Here is a 19,824-nt window from a genome sequence, read left to right on the forward strand (position 1 = left end):
AGCATATTATTTGTTAATGGTTTTCATGAGAAGTATGAATGTTGGCAGGTGGGAGTAGAATTTGATAATTGGCTGGTTGTTGCATGTCCAATGAATGGAATTGCTACATGGACCTCAAATAAATTTGAATAACAAAAAACACTCCATTGTCAGGAGTGTTTTTTGCTTTATATACTGATATACATTTTGTGGTCAAACTGTACTTTGTATTTGGAAGCATTACGGTGAACCGTATTATATATTCAAATTTCATGGCTACGCGATTACACTTTCGGAGGAAACATACGTTTATGGACCCTCAACCACATGTACCTGCACTGTAAGCTTACTATCTACGGTTGCCAAGATGACATTGTTCAATAAGTGGGGCTGTATTACCGTTTCCAGCCATTCGCGGTTTTTGCCGATTTCGCGTAACAGTGCATGTTCAATGTGGCCATCCACAATAATCGGTTTGGTCAGGTTAAATGGTTGTGTGGCCAACTTCAGATCAGCCGGAGTTACAGGCTGATAAGCCGTATTTACGAAGACAGAAAGAGTACCGCCTGGCTCCCATGAAGCAAAGGCAACCTTCGAGATATCCTCTACGCTCGACTTTCTCAGCTCTGCATACAAAAAATCAATAGGTAACTTTGCCTTCGATAGGTTCCGGTAATTAAGCTTCCCTTCCTGAATAAGAGTAATCGCTGGAGGATCGAAAAATTGTTTTAACAGTGGGATCTTTAAACTGAGCCAGATCGCGACTATGTATAGGATCACGAGCGAAAGAGTCGTAATCATGGAACCCTTCAGGCCAAGTTGCTCGTCCGACAGTGGATGCGCAATAATATTTCCCAGCGTCAGCGCGATGATGAAATCAAGAAACCTAAGCTGCGATATTGAACGCTGACCCATCATTTTGGCAGCAATTATAAGGAATACAAATCCGACAATCGAGCGTAAAATCCACCCTATTGCCGACAATGACTCTTGGCTCTTAAAAAAATCCACGCGCTCTTTTCCTCCGTTATCTTATTTTCCATTAATTAGGTTGCCCTATCTCTACCCAAGACATACAATTCGTAGCAACACTTTATGTAATGTTAGTTTTTTGTATCAGCGACATTACGCTCTACTGCCCGTTAGTTGAACAAAGGCAGCCGATCCCCTGACCGGCTGCCCCTATGTCATCATTTAGCTATCGCTATTCGACAGTTTAACAATCAAGATTTCTGCACGCCGTGACCACTCTTCTAATGTCTATGTGCAAGGATATTAATAAGTTTGCCAAACGGGTCGCGGACATAGAATCGCCGAACGCCCCAAGGCTCATCAACAGGCCCATATTCTATCGGAAATCCAGCTTTCTTCATGCTTTCAAATGTAGCATCGACATCATCGACTTCAATTGATAGATCAGGCGTAGGCATTTCTGAGCCACCCTGTGAGGCAAAACTAATCTGAATGCTCATCTCCTCGTCTAAACCATAAGTTCTAATCCAACCATGATCCATCATTAAATCAAGACCGAGCACATCCTCATAGAAGCATTTAGCTGCCGTGATATCCTTCGTGTTTATATTGGCGACGATTCGTTTGACCTTCATTTCAAACCTCCCAGACATAAGTAGATTAATCTTGAATATAGAATACATTCAACATATAACAGTTAATTCTAGCATCGACGTTCCTAACCTTAATTTATCCATAATAAGCTGCGAGGCTCACCGAGCAGAAAACCCCCGAAGAGTTGGCATTAAGTCTGGTTACGAAATCTCCGTACTAACCATCTCAACACAAGAAGCACCACGATTCCGCAAATGGTATAACTGATTGGGCGAATAAATTGCTCCACGATACCCCAGTTGTCACCTAAGCGGTATCCCAGATAGATCAAAGCTAAGTTCCACGGGATACAGCCGAGTGCTGTAAATGTTATGAATCTCCAAGCTTTCATTCCAGCAATCCCTGCGGGCAGTGAGATAAAAGTACGAATAAAGGGTAACATACGAGTAAAAAATACGGTACTCTCGCCATAACGCTCGAACCAACGCTCCGATTGCTCCAAATGATGCTCATTCAGGAGAATATATTTTCCGTATTTCTCTAATAACCGGCGTCCACCAGCCTTACCAATATAATAGGCAATGATGAAACCCAGTAGGTTTCCGAATATCCCAGCAACAGCAACTTCCATAAAAGTAAGCGAACCTTGCGCAATCAGCCAGCCACCGCTGAGCATAATCACTTCGCTGGGAATGGGAATACAGGCACTCTCTAGAATCATCCCTAACCATATGCCCCAAATGCCCATAGAATTAACAAGGTGAAGCGCGGATTCAGATATCCACGTAAATAGTTGATGCATGAGTGTTCACTCCGCTTCATAAATTTTCTATTATATAAGAAAGGAAACAAAATAATGGTGAAATTCAATATACACAAACTTTTGTACGGCATATTCGTTATAGCCGCTATCTTGCTGATGTTCCCTAAATTTTCTTACAATGTTCCCGATACCTTCTGGCATATAGAGCTAGGACAATATATGATCGAGCACGGACAAGTTCTACATCATGCCATACATACTTTTTACGGAAATAAGCTGCCCTACGTCCCTCATCAATTCGGATTCCAGCTGCTCGTTGCCCCGCTTTATGCAGCGTTTGGATGGCCGGGTGTGTATATTTTGACCGCTGTATGCTTGTTCTTTTTAGTGCTCGGATTGCTTCGGCTGGGTAAAGTTTCACGCAAAGAACTGGGACTTCAAGAAGACCATGTTCTCCTGCTCCCTTTTGTGCTGCTAATTTCTTGCTGGATTTATTATAATTATTTCAAAGGCCGTCCACAGATGATCTCTTCGTTTATGATTGTCTGGTTTTTCGTATATTTGCGTGAATATCAAATGAGTGCTCAAAAGAAATATGCCGCTGCGATGATTGCCCTTTCTATTGGCATTGCCAATTTCCATGCAGGAGTATGGCTTGTAATTGCTGTATTTACAGGGATGGCCTTGCTTGAATCATTGATCCAAAAAACGCTGAATGAGCGTAAAATTATAGTCTTCGGTCTCATCTGGTTAGTTGGCATTCTAAATCCAGGCGGCGTAAAAAGCCTCTTGTTTATTTTGACAGTAACGAAAAAGAACTTTAACCTGCTGATTAATGAATGGCAGCCGATTCGGTTCAATAGCTTGGATAATTTGCCCATTCTACTGTTGCTTTTGTTCTTTGCCTGCACACTTCCTTTTGCACTCCAGCGTAAACCGTTCCGTTTTTTTCTTATGCTTGGGATTCTATACCTCGGTGTATCAAACTTCAAGCAAAACCTGTTTATGTGGCTGTTCATTCCCTATTTTGCGGCTGTATTTTTTGATGCGCTTCCTGAGTTCACCAAAACAGGTATTCTAGTCCGACAAAGTACATTACGAGGGTTACTGGCAGTTGGTCTGCTGCTAAACATTGCTTATCTGTTCCTTGTACCACCAGTAATTGACGCTAAAAAATATCCTGTAGATGAAATGGACTATATTCTGCAGCATACACCTGAAGGTACACGTCCCAAAGTTCTCGCCCACTACGGTTCATCCGGCTATGTCATGTTCCGAGGGGGAGATGTGTTATGTGATGGCAGACAAGATCCCTTCGTGACAAAAGATTCTCTTGGCGTATTGGGTTGGACTGCTTTTGAACGCTCGATGCACGGATTCTCTGAATACCTTCCCGAGATCGTTAATTACGATCATCCCGATTATGTTATTACGAGCAAAAAGGTCTCATATAAGCTACTCAAGGAATGGACACAAAAATTCGGTCAGCCCGTATTTACAGGGACCTATGGCAGTGTCTTCTCGTTTATCCCAAAGTGATGATCCGGCTCGTTAATTCCTCACTCTGTAGAACGCAAAAAAAACGCTGACCTGAGGCAATCTAGCCAATAGTCACCGATCCGCAATTAAGTATTCTGATTAATAACATCCACATGGTAAGGATATACATAATTACGACAAATAAGAAAAATAAGTTAGTAAAATATCAAATCTAGCGTTGATTGTTCCGAAATTGTATAGTATTTTATGGAAGAAAGGTAATTTAAAAGAAGGGAGGAATTAAAAATGGACAAGATGTGTATGGAAATGATGATGAACATGTGTATGGATGATATGATGTCTAAGATGAACTGTATGAAGATGGGCATGGAAAAAATGTCTGAAATGGGCATGATGGATATGAACATGGATATGATGATGAAAAAAATGCAGGACTGCGATGAAATGATGACTATGTGTATGACAATGATGCGCGAAGGAATGCAAATGTCTAAGTAGCCTATAGACCATCGTAAGTTTGGCAGAGCAGACTAACTGCATGCCTTTTTTTATTTTCTTTTTTATCACAATGTGGGCTTAAATTATATCCTGATATATCTACTCTGAATCTTCTTCGATAGATTAATCCGTTCCTGCTTTAACTCCCAGATTTTCTCTTTCCACCGATACTGCTCTACTGGATCCACACTTTCCCTCAGCTTATTAAATAAATCCATTAATATTGCATTTATATCGTCGAATTGAATCCACAGCTCGTTCACACTTTGTTCTGTTGTCTCAGCATGAGAAGCCTTACTCAGCTTATTCAAACGGTCTATGATGTCAGCTTGCCACTGTCCATCGTTAATTGCTTTGGCGTAGTTTAGAAGATCCAGATAATCATCGACAGACATTTTCACCGACTCCTTATTCTGTGTATACCCAGTATTATACTCGGCATTATAGAAATTGCAATAGTCTATCAGCAGAAAAGGCATCTTCTCAGATGCCCCCGCAATGTTATTCCTAATCTGTTACTGGATTTTCCCACCTTCAACAACAAGCTCATCGGTATATCCTTCACCGTAAATTTCATTTAAGGTTTCTTTATAGGCTTGATGGATAAATTGTTCTTTACCAAGGGTATCAAGTTCTGTATTAATCCAGTCCAATAATTCCTTATTCCCCTTTGCCACTGCTGGAGCAATTGTATCCTGACCCCCGAAAGCAGGAATGCTGACCGTAAATCCAGGATTTGATTTAGCCCAGGCAATGAGTTCTGTATTATCGTTAGCGATTGCCGCCCCCCGACCATCTTTAAGCGCTGCAAAAATCTCGGTGTACTGATCGAATTTGAGCAATTCAATATCCGGATATTCTTTGGTAAAATAGGTTTCCGCTGTCGTACCTTTAGCTACAATGAGCTTTTGCTTGTTCCCTTTTAATTGATCAATGGAAGTGATTGGAGCACTGTCTGGGGATACGACCCCAAAGGACAATTTCATGTACGGATTAGCAAAATCCACTTTTTCTTTTCTTTCCTCGGTGACCGTAAAGTTAGCCATAATGATATCAACCTTACCCGATTCAAGATAAGCCACGCGGCTGGCAGCATCAACTAATACAAATTCAACCTTCGATTCATCTCCTAGCAGATCCTTGGCAAACCGCTTGGCAATATACACATCAAACCCTTGGTTTTTACCCTCAGCGTCCACATAACCAAAAGGTGGTTTGTCTGCAAATACGCCGATCTTAATCTTCCCTTTCTTCTTTAGCTGTTCAATAGAAGTGAATTTAGAAGATGCTGAGTTTCCATTGTTATCCGAACTATTGCCACAAGCAGCCAATCCCATCAATAATATACTTACACCTACCAGCATCGTTAGCCATTTCAAACTTTTCTTCATTTCTCTTCCTCTCCTATTTCTATAATTTTTCGTACTGAAATATATCCAGAAAATGCTGGGCACGTTCTGTCGCAGGGTGGGTAAAAAATTGTTGCGGGGCAGCGATCTCACATATCTTGCCTTGATCCATAAACACGATCCGATCCCCAACCGATTTGGCAAACCCCATTTCATGAGTCACGATGATCATCGTCATTCCTTGCTGAGCAAGCCCTAAGATCACATCAAGCACTTCCCGAACCATTTCCGGATCCAAGGATGCCGTCACTTCATCAAATAACATAATCTCCGGATTCATACATAAAGCTCTTACTATAGCTATTCTCTGCTTTTGTCCACCGGAAAGCTGCCGTGGATAGTCCAGTTTACGCTCAAGCAGCCCAACCCGCTCTAAGAGCTGTTCCGCTTGCTGCGTTGCTTCTTTAAGCTCTCTCTTTTGTACTTTTAGAGGGCCTAAAAGAATGTTATCCATAACCGTCATATGCGGGAATAACTCATAATTTTGAAAGACCATTCCGATATGCTGCCTAACTTCACGCCAATCTACAGCAGCCCCCGCAAGGTTCTGCCCACGATATTGTATCGCCCCTTCCTGAACCGGTTCCAAACCGTTAAGACAACGCAGGAACGTACTTTTTCCACAGCCAGAGGGACCGAGAATAACGATTACTTCTCCTTTTGCCACCTGCAATTCAATGCCGTCCAGAACCTTTCGCTCTCCAAAATATTTGTGTAATTGTGTAACCTCCAGCAGGAGTTCTCCGGAATCTGCCATTACAACCGTTCCTTCCTAAGCCCTAATTTTGCCATCTGCTTTCAACTTTTTTCGAAAGTCTGGATAACGGAAAACATACAGAAAAATATAATATAAAGATAAAGCCGTATACCCAGAAGGAAGCGGTGGGCGCTTTTATCACGCCGAGTTCAATAATCTGCTGCCCGATCTTTACCACCTCAATCACTCCAATCAGCACCACCAGTGATGTTGTCTTGATCATTCGTGTGGCAAGATTAATCATTCCCGGCAGCATTCTGCGTACAGCCTGCGGAATCAAAATATGCCGATAAAGTTGACTGCTGCTCAGACCTAGCGCCCTAGCAGATTCCACCTGATGTTTTGGCATAGATTGCAAAGCTCCACGAACAAGATCCCCAATCTCCGCAGCTCCCCATAAGCTGAACACCAATATAGAGGTAGCCTCCCCGCTGATATCGATATGAAGTAATGGAGAGAAACTGAAATGTACTACATACAGCCACACTAGAATCGGAATAATTCTAAAGGTCTCCAAATAAAGACGTAATATAAACCTTAAAGGCCTCGATCCCAGCGTCCGGAGCAATCCCATAAGGATACCTAATAACGTACCGATTCCAATAGAGAGGAATGAAATTTCAATCGTTACAAGTAAGCCCCCTAATAATCGTTCGAAATTAGAACCTTCAAAAAGCACCTCAATCCCCGAATTCTGCATATCTCACCTTCCTTTCCACCCAAGTCAATAAAAGCGATAAGGGCAGGACTAACACCAAATAGGCGAGTACCAGAAGGAGCAGAGACTCCGCTGTTTTGTAATGCATGCCGATCAAGTCTTTTGCCACATTCATTAAATCCATTAAAGCAATGGCACCTACAATAGAGGTCTCCTTCAGCAGAAAGATCGCATTTGCCCCTAAAGAAGGAATACTTATCGCAAAGGCTTGGGGAAAAATAACATATCTGACCAGCTGCAGCTTAGACAGTCCAATGCTCTGACCTGATTCAATCTGCGATTGGCTAACTGCCTCGAACCCACCACGAAAAGCCTCCGTCATATAGCTCCCGCCCAAAAATGTCATGCCTACAATCGCACAGGTCATCTCACTAAAGTGAATTCCGATCTTAGGTAAGCCATAGTAAAGAAAAAAGAGCTGCACAAGTAAAGGGGTGTTCCGTGAAAGCTCAATGTAGATCTTAATAACATCACTTACGATTTTGACCTTATAGTACAAGACGATACTAAACAGTAAGCCAATAAGGAGTGAGAAGACAATAGCTAACAACGCTAGCTTCACTGTCAGCCACATCGCCTCACTATAAAGCGGCAAACTCTCATAGATAAACTCCCAGTCTAAATTCATATCTGAGTAACCCGATCCCCTTTTCTTAATTTCTAATAATTATCAAAATCTTACATTAAACCTTACGTGTGGTGATATGATTTTATTCATACTATTCCAAGTAAATAACTACGTTTTAAAATTCTTGTATAGTAGTCCACAAAAAAAAGAAAACCGCTAAGAGATTAGTCTTAGCAGTTTCCTTTTTCTATAGGCTAAACCTTTCCACATTCTAACATCCCACTACCAATAGCCTCGGATGCCAGTCTGCAAGCGGATCAACGCTTCCAAATAATAATAATCTCCCCAAATCATATGACCATCAGGCACACGTCCACCTCTCACATGATAAGAACCATGCTTTAGAAGTCCCTCTGCTTCCGGATTTCCAGATGTCGCATAATGTTCCACTAGGGATTTCATGCTACGGTGTAAAGCAACTTCATAAATGGCCCGGTCCGGATCATCTACGCCTAGGTGATCGAGCAGTTCCAAAAGACCGGCTGCAGCAATCGCCGAAGCCGAGCTGTCGCGAGGGGTGTCCGCTCCCACTGGCACATCGAAATCCCAATAAGCCACACTGTCCTCCGGTAGATGGCTGATAAAATAATCCGCTAGGCTCTTAGAGGTCTTAAGAAAATCCTCATTCTGCGTATAGCGATACGCCAGAGCAAAACCGTATATTCCCCAAGCTTGACCCCGTGTCCAGGTCGATCCGTCCTCATAACCTTGATGTGTTCCCCCACGAATTGCATTTCCGGTAGCCGGATCAAAATAAAAAGTATGGTAAGAGGAGGCATCCCCACGCACAAGAAATTTCCGGCTCTTAAACGCATGTTCGAGCGCTATTTCATAATAGCGCTTATCTCCTGTTTCCTCCGCTGCCCAGAACAATAGAGGTAAATTCATCAAGCAGTCAATAATGATACGTCCCGCATTCTCCGGGTCACTCTCCAGTCCCCAGGCCTGAAGAATCCCTGCTGGTTCACGCCAGCGCTTGCACAGCGTGTCCGCAGCTTGCAGGCCGACAGCTCGCGCAGCTTCGCTGCCCGTTATTTTCCACTCCGCAACTGCAGTCAGTGTATACAAGAAACCAATATCATGATGGTCCAGGGCAATGTGCTGATCCAGACGATGCTTGAAGTCCCCTAACCAAGAGGCTGCCGCCTCCCTATAGCATGAATCCTTACTATATTCATAGACAAGCCAGATCATCCCAACATAGAAACCCTCTATCCAGTCGTCGTTGTCTCCCCATTCGTACTGTTGCCCCTCAGCGATATGAGGCAGTTTGCCCGGATGGTTAGCCATATTGCTCCCAACTTTGTGAATCGCATCCTCAATAGCCTTATTCCACATCTTTGTTTCTCCCTTCCCTTAAATCAACAGTATGCAAAAGTGTATCGTTACTAGGTTCGTATACAGCAACCCTTCCGTCCGAGTGCCATTGAATAAGCGGTGGTGAAGCAAGACTTGCCTGGTTCTCCGGAGTATTCGTCGCTCCGAAGACAGCAGATATCAATACTTGATCTCCCGGTTCCAGTCTGGAGCACAAGCTCGGAAGAAGTGTCCGCGGCTTCAGCAGATTGGTATTCGGCTCGGGATGTACGCACTCTCCCCGATCAAAGCCGCTTAGCCTATGTATGGCACTGATTCCCCAGGGCAGCTGCACCGAAACAGCAGTGTTTGATACCTTAATGGTTTCCCGTTCACTGTGCGAGAAGCCAGCTGACTGGCCAATGGCAAATCCACCCTCCGCTACATCCAGCCGCCGGGCAGTATGAATGCTGTGAACACGAACATGCCATAGACCTGCCGGAATAATCCATGTCTCCACATCTACATCACTCCAGGGATGCCAGCGGGAATATACATAGCTGTCTCCGATTTCCCAGGTCTCGCAGAATCTGCGTACCCGATAGTGTTCATCACATTCGCATAGTGCGAGTGTAGAATCGTAAGCGCCTTGAACCAACCCGTAACCCGCTTTCGGGACACTAAAGCCAAACAGAGTGGAGTATGCAAATTTAGAATATTTGGCTGCACTATGGGCCATATCAAAATTAGCCATCTGGCCAGAGGTATAGGCAATAACATGCCTGTTTCCTTCCGGACGACTCACAAGCATTCGCGCCTCTTGGAGAGCCCGTACCTCTTTCAAAATAGGCAGCGGCTCTTCCTCCGCCTGCCAAAAAGGATGATCATCTGGCAAGGCAAGAATAAGCATAGCTTTAAAGGCCCAATACGGAGATCCGGGGGCGTTGTAGCTCTCTGTCATAACTAGATTCGGATAAGCATATCCGATGCTAAGCAGTCCGTCTAATCCCATAATAGGTTGTTCAAACCACCAACGAAAATGGCGCATAATGATTCCCTTAAGAACGCCATATGAAAAAGGAACCACTTCTGCATACACCAGCGCGCTCCAGAAAGAAACCTGTGCAAAACGATAGGTCAGGCTACGACCAAAAGGAAGTGCGCTTCCGTCCTCAGCGAACCAATAAATGAAATCCTCGGCAAATCGTGCGGATCTTTCCCGATAAACAGCAGCTCTCTGAGGATCATCATCCGCCATCAGCTTAGCGTATATCAGCGTATAATAATGCATAGCAAAAGCAATATAATAATCCCTCTGATCGGTCAATCCATCGGAATACCAACCGTCACCAAGATAGTAATTATCGATCTTCGCTAGATAATCATCCATTATGCTCTGATCATAAGGCAATCCGACTTTCTTGAAGCCCACATTCACAAGAACCGTGAACATCAGCCAGTTATTCGGATTGGAACGATCCACATGATTAATCTGATTCAGCCAGTTATATACATTCATTTTCTGCGTGTCGCTCAGCGGCTCCCACATTTTATGTGGTGCAAGAGCAAGCCCCAATCCCAACACGGCCTGCTCTACCATACGCTGATCTTTGGTAGTAAATTGCCCCCAATATTCTTCATGCTCCGGGTCTGTTCCGTTGATGATCCCTTCCAGAAACATCGGCCAGAGTGCACTTTCCCCTCCACCGCTGGCATGAGGAACAAGGCCCCATAAAGGACGTGCGAAAGCTTCCATAAGCGCTGTAGCTTCATTGTAAATCGATCCTGTAGCGCCCATATTAATTCCTGCACAACCAGAAGTAAATCTGCTCTCCAGTGGAGTATATAGTTCATTTAGGAACATCTGTAATTCATTTTTAGTGGCCTTTATTTCCACAGCAATGTTTCCTCCTGTCCACACTTAATGCCAAGCCGCATATTCGCTAGGTCTCATGCCCATTTCCCGTTTAAACAGCTTGATGAAATAACTTTTGTTGGCATATCCCAAATACTCGGAGATCTCTTCCACTGTCTTTTCAGATTGGTTAAGCAGCTCCTTTGCCTTCTGAAGCTTTAGCATATTTACATATTCAATGAAGTTCTGGTTTGTTTCCCGTTTGAATAAGCGGCTGAAATAACTCGCATTTAAGTTAAGGCGGCCTGCCATGTCCTCCAGCGTTATTTTCTCCGTCACATGACTAATCACGAACTGCTGGGCTTTGATGACTTCACTCCGTTTAGACTTGATGGAGAACATACTTATTTTCCGCGCTAATTCCTCCAAGTACTGCACCAGCCATTGTTCCAAATGCTCCAGAGTTTCAATGTCACCAACCACGCTAAATAGCTTTTCTTCGGTTATAGGCAATGGAGATTGCAGAAGCTGTTTCGTCTTCATCTGCAAGTCCATCAGCAAGCGAAGCACACATTCCTTGACTTCATTCGGATGGAATTTTTGCGAGGCCACCCATTCCCTCCATTCCTTTACATGAACGCGAAGCTCCGTGTTCCTGTTCAAGGCAATATCATCATTGATAACAGCGTACAAGGTTCCATATTCAGCATAAATATCTTCTCCGGAAAAGCAGACTTCTTCAAAACGGTGAATTCCCGCCGCAGGGAGATAAAAGCGCTGTATTTTCTCCTTCAGCATCCGCTGCAATGTCCCACGAATTTCCTCAGGACTGCGCGCCTCAGCGCCAAATAAGCAAGAGACAGAAAGTTTAAGATATTTCTGAACCGCAGAGGCCGCATTTTGAATGGAGTGATAGATTGCCTGGTGATCTTTGGAAGGCTGGTCGCTACAAAAGAGAATGACTATCTCCTTATGGCTGTATCTCGAAATAAACAGACTGTGATCAGCCTCAAGCACTTCCTGCATGATATTCTCAACTGCAAAAGAAATCGTATATTCACTCATCCGGCGCACCCTTGAAGCTTCCTCTGGACGGTCAATTACAATAACCAGCGGAATATAGTTTTTGGCATGGATCATAATTCCGTTTGATCGGGCCTGCTCGATCCAAGCCCCCTTGTCCCAGGATTGATACAAGGTATCTTTTAGAAACTTTTCCTTCAGCGCGGCGCGATTTTGAGACTGCTTTTGCTTATAAACCAGCATCTCCGTATGCTGCTGCCTATTCAGTCCCACTTCCGCCACAAGGGTTCTAATCGCTTGCTGTAACTGCTCAATATCCAGTGATTCCTTTAAAATATATTCTCCTACGTTTAATTTCAGCGCTTGCTGGGCGTATTTGAATTCGTTGTGGCAGGAGAGAATAATCGCACGGATTCCGGGCTGCACAGCTCTGAATAGCTCCAGCATCTCCAGCCCGTTCATCTTGGGCATGCCAATATCGGTAATAATGAGATCTGGTGGACTCTGCTGTGCTTTTTCCCAAGCCTCGAGACCGCTATAATAACAACCGATGAGTTCAATACCGAGCTCACTCCAAGGTACGGCCTGCGACAAATAACGGATAACCGGATAGTCATCATCCACCAATATTGCCGTCAGCATTCTCCACACCCACCTTTCCGTAATCCAGAGGAAACTCCAGACAAATCTCCGTGCCCACATCAGGTTCACTTTGAATATTCAGCTTAAAAGAAGCGCCATAAATCATACTGAGGCGTTGGGCCACATTGCGTAAACCTATGCCGGAGAACCCTTTTCTGTCCTCCTCTGTAATTTGTTCGCTGCTGTATGCGGTTTCACGAAGTCTTGTTAAAGTTTCCGGTGACATCCCGATCCCATTATCCTTAATGGTGATAACCAAGCTTCCCGTAGTTGCAACAATACGAGCTTCAATAAAAATCTCGCCACCAAACTGCTCGAAGCCATGGATGATGGCATTCTCGATCATGGGTTGAATCATAAATCGAGGCACCAGTGCTTCAGCGCTCCCGTCCGCTAAATTCATTTCCAGCCTGACCTGATTGGCATGGCGGAAATTCATTAAAGTGACATAATGCGATATCGTATCTGTCTCCTCACGAAGCGGGATAAACTCATTGTCCCTGTTAAAGGTCATACGGAGCAAAGACGACAGCGAACCAATCAACTCAGCATTCTCCCGATCGCCTTGCATCAGAATATTTAAGCGAATCGAATTCAGCAGATTAAACATAAAATGTGGATTGATCTGCGCTTGTAGCATCTCTAGTTCGGCTTTTCTTTTTCCCGTCTGTTCATAAGTGATTTGTTCAATCATAGACTCGATCCGATCTAGCATCTGGTCAATGGTGCGGGCGAGCTGTGCTGCCTCATTATTCCCTCGAATGAACGAACGTTCATCTAACTGACCACGACCTATTCGCTTTACAAAAGCGCTTAATTTTACGATAGGCTGAGTCAGCTTTGAGATTAGAACGGTTAAGAGAACGGAAAACAAAGTAAAGAAAAGAATCTGCACCGCCAGGCTGATAAATAAAATCTGCTTATTTTTTGACAAGGCTGCCTTCAGCGGGATAATGCTGACCATCCGCCATTTGTTGCTGCTCAGCTCCTGATCAACATATAAAAACTTCTCTCCGTCGATTTCCACAGTGTCAACCTCGCCATCCTTTTTCAACCACGTCATCGTCTCTCCGATTCGGGCCTTATCAGCATGGGAAACTACAGTTCCCTTGTCATCCAAAAGCATCATCTCTTTATCATTATCGTTATTTAGATAAGGACGGAGCTTGCGCTCATTGATATTAATAATTAAATATCCGATGGTACTGCTAGAGGTCGATTGAATCGGCCTTGCAATGGTTACCCAATCAGCTGAGCCTTTATCAGAATAATTGTAGTAAGTATCGTGCTCCGCTCTCCAATAAGTCGAGATGGGTTGAATTTGTTTCAGCAACGATGTCCAATTCTTGTTGTAGAAATTACTCGGATTAAAGTCACTGTAAGGATAGCTGGTATAAATAAAACCATTCTTTCCGATTAACGTCACTTTCAAATATTCTGTTAAAACAAACATATCATCCAGCATCCGCGACATACGGTTATACTGAATGATCTGCTTTGGTGCACGGAGCGACTCAGAATCGGCAGACATCATCTGCCTGATCTCGCTGTTCTGGAGCACAAAATTGGACTGTTCCAGTGTCTGTTCAAATATGGCATTCATATTGGCGCTGGCTGCATTTAAAGATTCTCTTGCGCTACCAACCGCTTTCTCCAGAATGAGATCCCGGGTCAAATAATCAGTAACCATGTAAATGCAGATAAGCGGGATCAGGACGCAGATCAGCGATGACCAGACAAGTTTCTTACGGAGGGATTGATGCTTTCTAAACACGGATTACAGGCCCCACATCTGTTTGAATTTGGAGCAGGAGGCAGAAATGCTTTCCTGCCCCCACATTATAAGCCCCCTTTGAAAAGCGTACAATCAGCCTCCGCTTACTTTCCGCTATTGTTCTGAACAACTTCCGTTATTTTTTTATCGATATTGGCAACCGTGACATCCAGATCCTGTTGGCCAAGGAGATACATCTCCGCTTCTGGAATAACGTTGTTCTTAGCTTCATCCGCATATTTAGCCGGAACTTGCGTTGCACCAGGTGTCGAGTTCTCCATCGTATATTTCAGAGAATCGACATCAATCTTAGAGGCATCCTTAGAACCACTCACAATTGTATCCACTAATTTGTTCGTATCCGATTTGGCCCAGCCAGAGAAAACGCGTCCACCGATTTCAAGTCCTTCTGAGGTATACCAGCGCACAAAGGTATAGGCAGCCTCCTTATGCTTGGATTTAGCGGCTATTCCCATGTAGGTCGGCTGTACGGGTGAGTAGTGTTTGCTCTCACTCTCAAGTCGGGGAATCGGCGCAAACGCGGTAACAAAGGTTGCCGGAATGGCATCCGTTCCACCCGATTCCGCAACCATCCAGTCGCCCATCGGAAGCATCGCTGCTAAACCGTTAAAATACTGATTCCGGTAAGCTAGTTTTTGCGAAATAATATCCTCATAAGGAGTGGCACTCTTATCTTCGTACATCATTTTCTTCATCATCTGCAGATTAGCCTTAAATTGCGGGTCAAGTGCATTGGAGGTTCCATCAGCTTTTAGAAAAGTATTATCCGTAGACTTGCTCATCAGTTGGAGCTGGAAATAATCCGGCCAATTATGCAGATACGCGCCAAAACGTTTCGTTGCGCCCTCGCCCTTGGTCAATTTCTTGGCATACTCTTCGAAATCCGCCCATGTCCAATCTGTCGGAACCGGAAGGCCTGCTTCATCTAACATTTCTTTGTTAAGGAGCACGAACCAGCGCTGCATGGAAGACGGTAACGCATAGATTTTGCCATTGACCGTAGTGTCCACCAGATATTCATCTGCGAGCTTATAACCTTCCTTCTGAATATAGTCATCCATCGGTTCCAATAACCCGATATCTGCACGCTGTGAATAGTTGGTATAAGGCAGTTCGACAATATCCAGCGGATCGCTCGCAGCCGCCATCAAATCCAGCTTCTGCATAGAGGCAACCGAATCACCTTTTTCATTCAGCAAATCTACTTCCACATGAATATCGGGATGCGTCTTCTCAAACTCCGTGATAATCGTGCTCCATTTCGCTTTGGCTTCTGTCTGCCAGGTGCTCAGCTTCAGGGTAACCTTCTCTGCTGCAGGCTTTGAATTTCCACCAGCATCGGGTGCATTAGTCGCTCCTGCATTATTGGTTTTCGCATTTCCGCCGCAAGCGGCCAATGATAACGCCATCGATGTGATGATGAATGCAGATAATAATTTCTTTTTCATTTAGACCCTCCTATAAATGTGTTGGGCATCACTCGCTTAATAACCAGTGACTATGTAACTGCTTACAAGAACATCCTAACATGTAGGATTGACGAGGAAAGTTCTCATATTCTACCGAAGAGAAACTATTTTGACTTTTATTATCCTTTCACACCTCCGAGGGCAATTCCCTCAATAACCTGCTTCTGTCCGAGTGCAAAAATGATGAGCAACGGCAGAATTGCAGATACCGCACCAGCCATCATGAGTGAATAGACATCCCCGTATTGATCCCCGAACAACCGGATCCCCAGCTGAATCGTAAACAACTCTTTAGATTTCAAAAAAATGAGTGGATATTGATAGTCGTTCCAGGTCCAAATAAAGCGCAAAATAGCATAAGTAGCTACAGCGGGACGGATCAGCGGAAAGGCAATCTGTAGAAAAGAGCGAAAATGCCCTGCTCCATCCATCCGCGCCGATTCAAGATACTCGTTGTTTACCCCCATAAAAAATTGCTTGAGCATAAACGCTCCAATAATACTAAAGCTGTTAATCAGGATCAATCCCAAATGTGTGTCAATTAAATTCAGCCAGTTAAACAGTAGAAACTGTGGAACCAACGAAGCCTGCGGAGGAACCATATAAAGTGCCAATACAACTATAAACATCGCATCCCTGCCCGGAAAACGCAGCTTGGAGAACCCATAAGCAGCAAGTGCGCATATCAGCACATTAATTATAGTCGTAGCCAGCGTAATATAAATGGAATTTCCATAATAGCGAGCGAAGTCACCCGACCATACCTGTTTATAATTTTCAATGAGGTTCCACTGCTGTGGCAACCATTGAATCGGAAAGTTAAACACATCTTTCTCCAGCTTAAAGGAAGTGGATAACATCCATAGGAACGGTAAAAGAAATGCGATACCTAGCAGTCCCATGGCGATGGTCCAGAAGGTTCTGGATAGAAGCTCTTTTTTCACTGTAATTTCTCCTTTCCGCCTTTAATAGTTGACCCATTTTTTTTGCGCCAACATCTGCAAGGCTGTAATGATCAGGCAAATAAGGAACAGAACGAGTGCCATGCTAGAGGCGTAACCTGTCTTCAGCTGATTGAAGGCTGTATCATATAACTCGTAGACGATAACGGTCGTGGAGTTAGCCGGTCCACCCTGGGTCAATACTTGTATCAGATCAAAGATTTTAAATGAGCCGATAACCCCTGTTACCAGCAGGAAAAAGGTAGTTGGCGAAATGCAGGGAACCGTGATGTTGCGGAATTTGCGCCAGACGTTGGCACCATCAATATCAGCCGCTTCATAAAGATCCTTTGGAATACTCTGTAAACCTGCGATAAAAATAATAATGTTGTAACCGAGCTGAATCCAGACTTGAATCAGCATCAGCGACGGCAGAGCATAATGGATATCAGCTAACCATTTGGGTGGGTTGTTCCACCCCAGTGACATCAGGAATTGATTGACGGGTCCCAGCGAAGGGTGAAACATAACCTGCCAAACCATAGCGATGGCTACTACACTGGAGATATAAGGAAGGAAATAAATCACTTTAAACAAATCCTTCAGAAAAACCTGTTTATCAATCAGGATAGCCAGCAGCAGGGCAACGATGATCGTAACCGGTACTGTGATAATAAAGAGCAAATTGTTCAGCAAGCTTTTCATAAAAGCATCATCATGAAACAGCCTGATGAAATTATCCACGCCCGCGAACTTAATCCCCCCTAACCCAGCCACAAAGTTCCAGTCCGTGAAGCTTAACAGCAGTGAGCCCAGCACCGGGATCAAGGTCAAGATGATCAGCCCAAGCATAAGCGGAGCAACGAATAGATATCCCGCCATCGCTTCGCGTGTGTCCATGTTAAGATGAAACCTTTTTTTGCGTATCATAGTTCTCCTCCTTTACTTATCCATAATTGTAGAAAAAGTAAGCGGTCATCATAAGAACTAGAATTGTTCATTTTGGAACGAATTTTACCGATCCAACAGTTTTATATTCCTTTTGCACAACGCAAAAAAAGCGCGAGCCAAGCTCCCGCAGTAAACAAAATCCATATTGAGTTTTACATAAAGCAATCGCGTTATACCGGCGTAACCTCTACAGCGCCTTTTCCATCCCCGCCCGCACTATTCAGTTTTTTCCGAAAAATCATAAACAAAACCACACCCATCACACTCGTTATTACCTCAGTCACAGTCATCGACCAAATCACACCGTGCAGGCCAAAAATAGAATGCAATACGATAATCATCGGTATAAATAATACACCTTGGCTTATTGCCATAATAGTAGTGGGTGTGCCTTGCCCCGTTGCTTGAAAAATGCTCATAAATAATCCGGTAAATCCATTAAATAAAGCCGAAATCAGCATAGCTGCCAAAATATAAGTTCCCATGCTTAACACAGAAGGATCGCCTGAGAACCAATGAAGAATCGTTCCTCTAAACACATATACTAGACTCACAAAAACAACTGCAATGCCGCCTATATATGCAAAAGCGTATTTGATGCTGGATTTAAGTCTCTCCGTATTTTTACTAGCAAAGTTAAAAGCAAATAGCGGAATCAATCCCAAAAATAAACCCATCGATAAAAATTCTGGAATCTGCACAATTCTTAAAGCCACACCAAATCCGGCGACCACACTCTCCCCATATTGAATGGAATAGTTATTTAACAAAAGCGTGCTGACAATTAAAAAACTGGCTTGCAATAGCTCCGCTGTACCTATTTTATAAACCTCAAGCTGATCTCGTACAGATATCTTGAAATGCTTCAAAAATCCTCTTAAATGCTCACTTTTCGTTTCCAAAAAGTAAATATAATAAATGGCAGAGCCCAAATTTGCTAAAACCATAGCCAAAGCAGCTCCGGCAACATGCCAATTCAGCACGAGAATAAATAAAGGATCAAAAATCAAACTTAAAGCCGTACTGATAAAAATACCATACATTGATTCCTTCGAGGCCCCTTCCGAACGGACCAGTTGTTCCAAAGCAAAATTAAGCACAACAGCAAATCCGCCGGCAAAAAGAGTGAGCGCATAAGACTTCGTAAAGTCTAAGGTAGCAGCATCTGCACCAAGCATTCGCGTGATCGGATTAATAGCTAACCAAGCGATGAGCGCGATAAGAAGCCCCACTACAATACTCCCGTAAAAAGTATATCCAGCAACCTTTTTCCCTTTTTCCGTCTCTTTTTGCCCCGCCAAGCGGGTTATAAATGTTCCTCCGCCTACCCCCAATACATTTCCAAAAGCCATTAAAACGGTGAAAATAGGCAGGCCCAGCGTGATTGCGGTCAGCATACTTGTATTGTGTAATAAGCCGATGAAATAAGCATTGATTACATTATAAATAGTACCCACAGACATCCCAATCATCATGGGAATCGATAAATGAGCGATCGCTTTTTTCATGGGCGCCGACTCTAAATAATATTGATTTGAGAACTCATTTGTCATAAGTGAACCTCCGAACGTTTATAAACTCGAACTAACTTTTTGAAGTAAAGACTTTAGGGTTGCAGTTTCTTCCGGACTAAGCGCCTTAGTAATGCTTGCTTCTACCTCAGAGAAAATCTCATTGAACTCTTCCACTAAAAGAGCACCTTTTTCCAATACAAAAATACTCTTTTGACGTTCATCATTTTCAGGAGTGACACGCTGGATATACCCTTTCTTCTCCAACCCCTGAAGCATACTGGTGATGCTCGCCCCCTTCCTGTTAAAGACCTCCGCTAAATCCTTCTGAATAACCCCTTCTGCTTGATTCTCAAAAATATAGCCGATCATGCGGCCTTGTTGTGAATTCAGACCTAACTCATTTAACCTGGTGTCAGCTGTACCTTTTATTTTTATCCCAATCTCTCGTATTAAATTAGAAAATGGTGTGTCTACAACGGGTTTGTTCATTGTTATTCCCTCCTCTTTTGAATTAGTTAGA

At 43.6% G+C, this 19,824-nt stretch carries 19 protein-coding genes; 2 read left to right on the forward strand and 17 right to left on the reverse strand.

Features of this window, described 5'->3' with window-relative positions; all coding sequences use genetic code 11:
• Window positions 1-288: 288 nt before the first annotated feature.
• The 3 genes from NYE35_RS23040 to NYE35_RS23050 all read right to left on the reverse strand — a co-directional run bounded on the left by NYE35_RS23040 (window position 289) and on the right by NYE35_RS23050 (window position 2,347).
• Window positions 289-990, reverse strand: coding sequence for a DUF421 domain-containing protein (locus NYE35_RS23040; RefSeq protein WP_036683116.1), 702 nt, complete (start codon window positions 988-990; stop codon window positions 289-291).
• A gap of 242 nt (window positions 991-1,232) precedes the next feature.
• Entirely contained in the window at window positions 1,233-1,586 is a 354-nt protein-coding gene (locus NYE35_RS23045) for a VOC family protein (protein WP_341122095.1), read from the reverse strand.
• Between the two features lie 149 nt (window positions 1,587-1,735).
• Window positions 1,736-2,347: a DedA family protein gene (locus NYE35_RS23050; protein ID WP_341122096.1), complete on the reverse strand. Its 612-nt coding sequence runs from the start codon at window positions 2,345-2,347 to the stop codon at window positions 1,736-1,738.
• Window positions 2,348-2,401: 54 nt separating this feature from the next.
• Between NYE35_RS23050 and NYE35_RS23055 the strand changes: the two genes are divergently transcribed.
• Both NYE35_RS23055 and NYE35_RS23060 read left to right on the forward strand, forming a co-directional pair.
• Complete coding sequence (locus tag NYE35_RS23055; RefSeq protein ID WP_341122097.1) at window positions 2,402-3,847, forward strand: hypothetical protein; 1,446 nt, start codon at window positions 2,402-2,404, stop codon at window positions 3,845-3,847.
• A gap of 246 nt (window positions 3,848-4,093) precedes the next feature.
• Entirely contained in the window at window positions 4,094-4,306 is a 213-nt protein-coding gene (locus NYE35_RS23060; protein ID WP_038572647.1) for a hypothetical protein, read from the forward strand.
• Window positions 4,307-4,389: 83 nt separating this feature from the next.
• Here the strand turns inward: NYE35_RS23060 and NYE35_RS23065 are convergent, their stop codons facing one another.
• From NYE35_RS23065 to NYE35_RS23130, 14 genes are all read right to left on the reverse strand, one after another.
• Window positions 4,390-4,701 carry a hypothetical protein gene (locus NYE35_RS23065; protein WP_036683223.1) on the reverse strand — a complete coding sequence of 104 codons (312 nt, stop codon included), beginning with the start codon at window positions 4,699-4,701 and terminating at the stop codon, window positions 4,390-4,392.
• A gap of 120 nt (window positions 4,702-4,821) precedes the next feature.
• Window positions 4,822-5,697, reverse strand: coding sequence for a cysteine ABC transporter substrate-binding protein (locus NYE35_RS23070; RefSeq protein ID WP_038572649.1), 876 nt, complete (start codon window positions 5,695-5,697; stop codon window positions 4,822-4,824).
• A 19-nt stretch (window positions 5,698-5,716) separates the two neighbouring features.
• A complete protein-coding gene (locus tag NYE35_RS23075) occupies window positions 5,717-6,472 on the reverse strand; it encodes an amino acid ABC transporter ATP-binding protein (RefSeq protein ID WP_076100519.1) in 756 nt (251 codons plus the stop codon).
• Between the two features lie 22 nt (window positions 6,473-6,494).
• Complete coding sequence (locus tag NYE35_RS23080; protein ID WP_036683130.1) at window positions 6,495-7,172, reverse strand: amino acid ABC transporter permease; 678 nt, start codon at window positions 7,170-7,172, stop codon at window positions 6,495-6,497.
• Window positions 7,153-7,818, reverse strand: a complete 666-nt coding sequence (locus NYE35_RS23085; RefSeq protein WP_076147952.1) for an amino acid ABC transporter permease — start codon at window positions 7,816-7,818, stop codon at window positions 7,153-7,155. The genes NYE35_RS23080 and NYE35_RS23085 overlap by 20 nt, the downstream gene beginning before the upstream one ends.
• A 222-nt stretch (window positions 7,819-8,040) precedes the next feature.
• Entirely contained in the window at window positions 8,041-9,156 is a 1,116-nt protein-coding gene (locus tag NYE35_RS23090) for a glycoside hydrolase family 88 protein (protein ID WP_341122099.1), read from the reverse strand.
• Complete coding sequence (locus tag NYE35_RS23095) at window positions 9,146-11,011, reverse strand: DUF2264 domain-containing protein (RefSeq protein WP_341122100.1); 1,866 nt, start codon at window positions 11,009-11,011, stop codon at window positions 9,146-9,148. The genes NYE35_RS23090 and NYE35_RS23095 overlap by 11 nt, the downstream gene beginning before the upstream one ends.
• Window positions 11,012-11,035: 24 nt before the next feature.
• The gene (locus NYE35_RS23100; RefSeq protein ID WP_076100510.1) at window positions 11,036-12,634 is read right to left on the reverse strand and encodes a response regulator transcription factor; all 1,599 of its coding nucleotides are present in this window, start codon (window positions 12,632-12,634) and stop codon (window positions 11,036-11,038) included.
• Window positions 12,609-14,408: a cache domain-containing sensor histidine kinase gene (locus NYE35_RS23105; protein ID WP_076275116.1), complete on the reverse strand. Its 1,800-nt coding sequence runs from the start codon at window positions 14,406-14,408 to the stop codon at window positions 12,609-12,611. The genes NYE35_RS23100 and NYE35_RS23105 overlap by 26 nt, the downstream gene beginning before the upstream one ends.
• A gap of 104 nt (window positions 14,409-14,512) precedes the next feature.
• On the reverse strand, window positions 14,513-15,877 hold the full coding sequence (locus NYE35_RS23110) for an ABC transporter substrate-binding protein (RefSeq protein WP_339809607.1): 1,365 nt from the start codon (window positions 15,875-15,877) through the stop codon (window positions 14,513-14,515).
• Window positions 15,878-16,017: 140 nt separating this feature from the next.
• Window positions 16,018-16,800, reverse strand: coding sequence for a carbohydrate ABC transporter permease (locus NYE35_RS23115; protein ID WP_052097522.1), 783 nt, complete (start codon window positions 16,798-16,800; stop codon window positions 16,018-16,020).
• 63 nt (window positions 16,801-16,863) lie between these two features.
• Window positions 16,864-17,769, reverse strand: a complete 906-nt coding sequence (locus tag NYE35_RS23120; RefSeq protein WP_036683142.1) for a carbohydrate ABC transporter permease — start codon at window positions 17,767-17,769, stop codon at window positions 16,864-16,866.
• A gap of 191 nt (window positions 17,770-17,960) precedes the next feature.
• A complete protein-coding gene (locus NYE35_RS23125) occupies window positions 17,961-19,343 on the reverse strand; it encodes an MATE family efflux transporter (RefSeq protein WP_341122101.1) in 1,383 nt (460 codons plus the stop codon).
• Window positions 19,344-19,361: 18 nt separating this feature from the next.
• The gene (locus tag NYE35_RS23130; RefSeq protein ID WP_036683144.1) at window positions 19,362-19,793 is read right to left on the reverse strand and encodes a MarR family winged helix-turn-helix transcriptional regulator; all 432 of its coding nucleotides are present in this window, start codon (window positions 19,791-19,793) and stop codon (window positions 19,362-19,364) included.
• Window positions 19,794-19,824: the final 31 nt, after the last annotated feature.

The organism is Paenibacillus sp. FSL L8-0494 (assembly GCF_038003695.1).
GTDB classification, from domain to species: Bacteria; Bacillota; Bacilli; order Paenibacillales; family Paenibacillaceae; genus Paenibacillus_AQ; species Paenibacillus_AQ odorifer.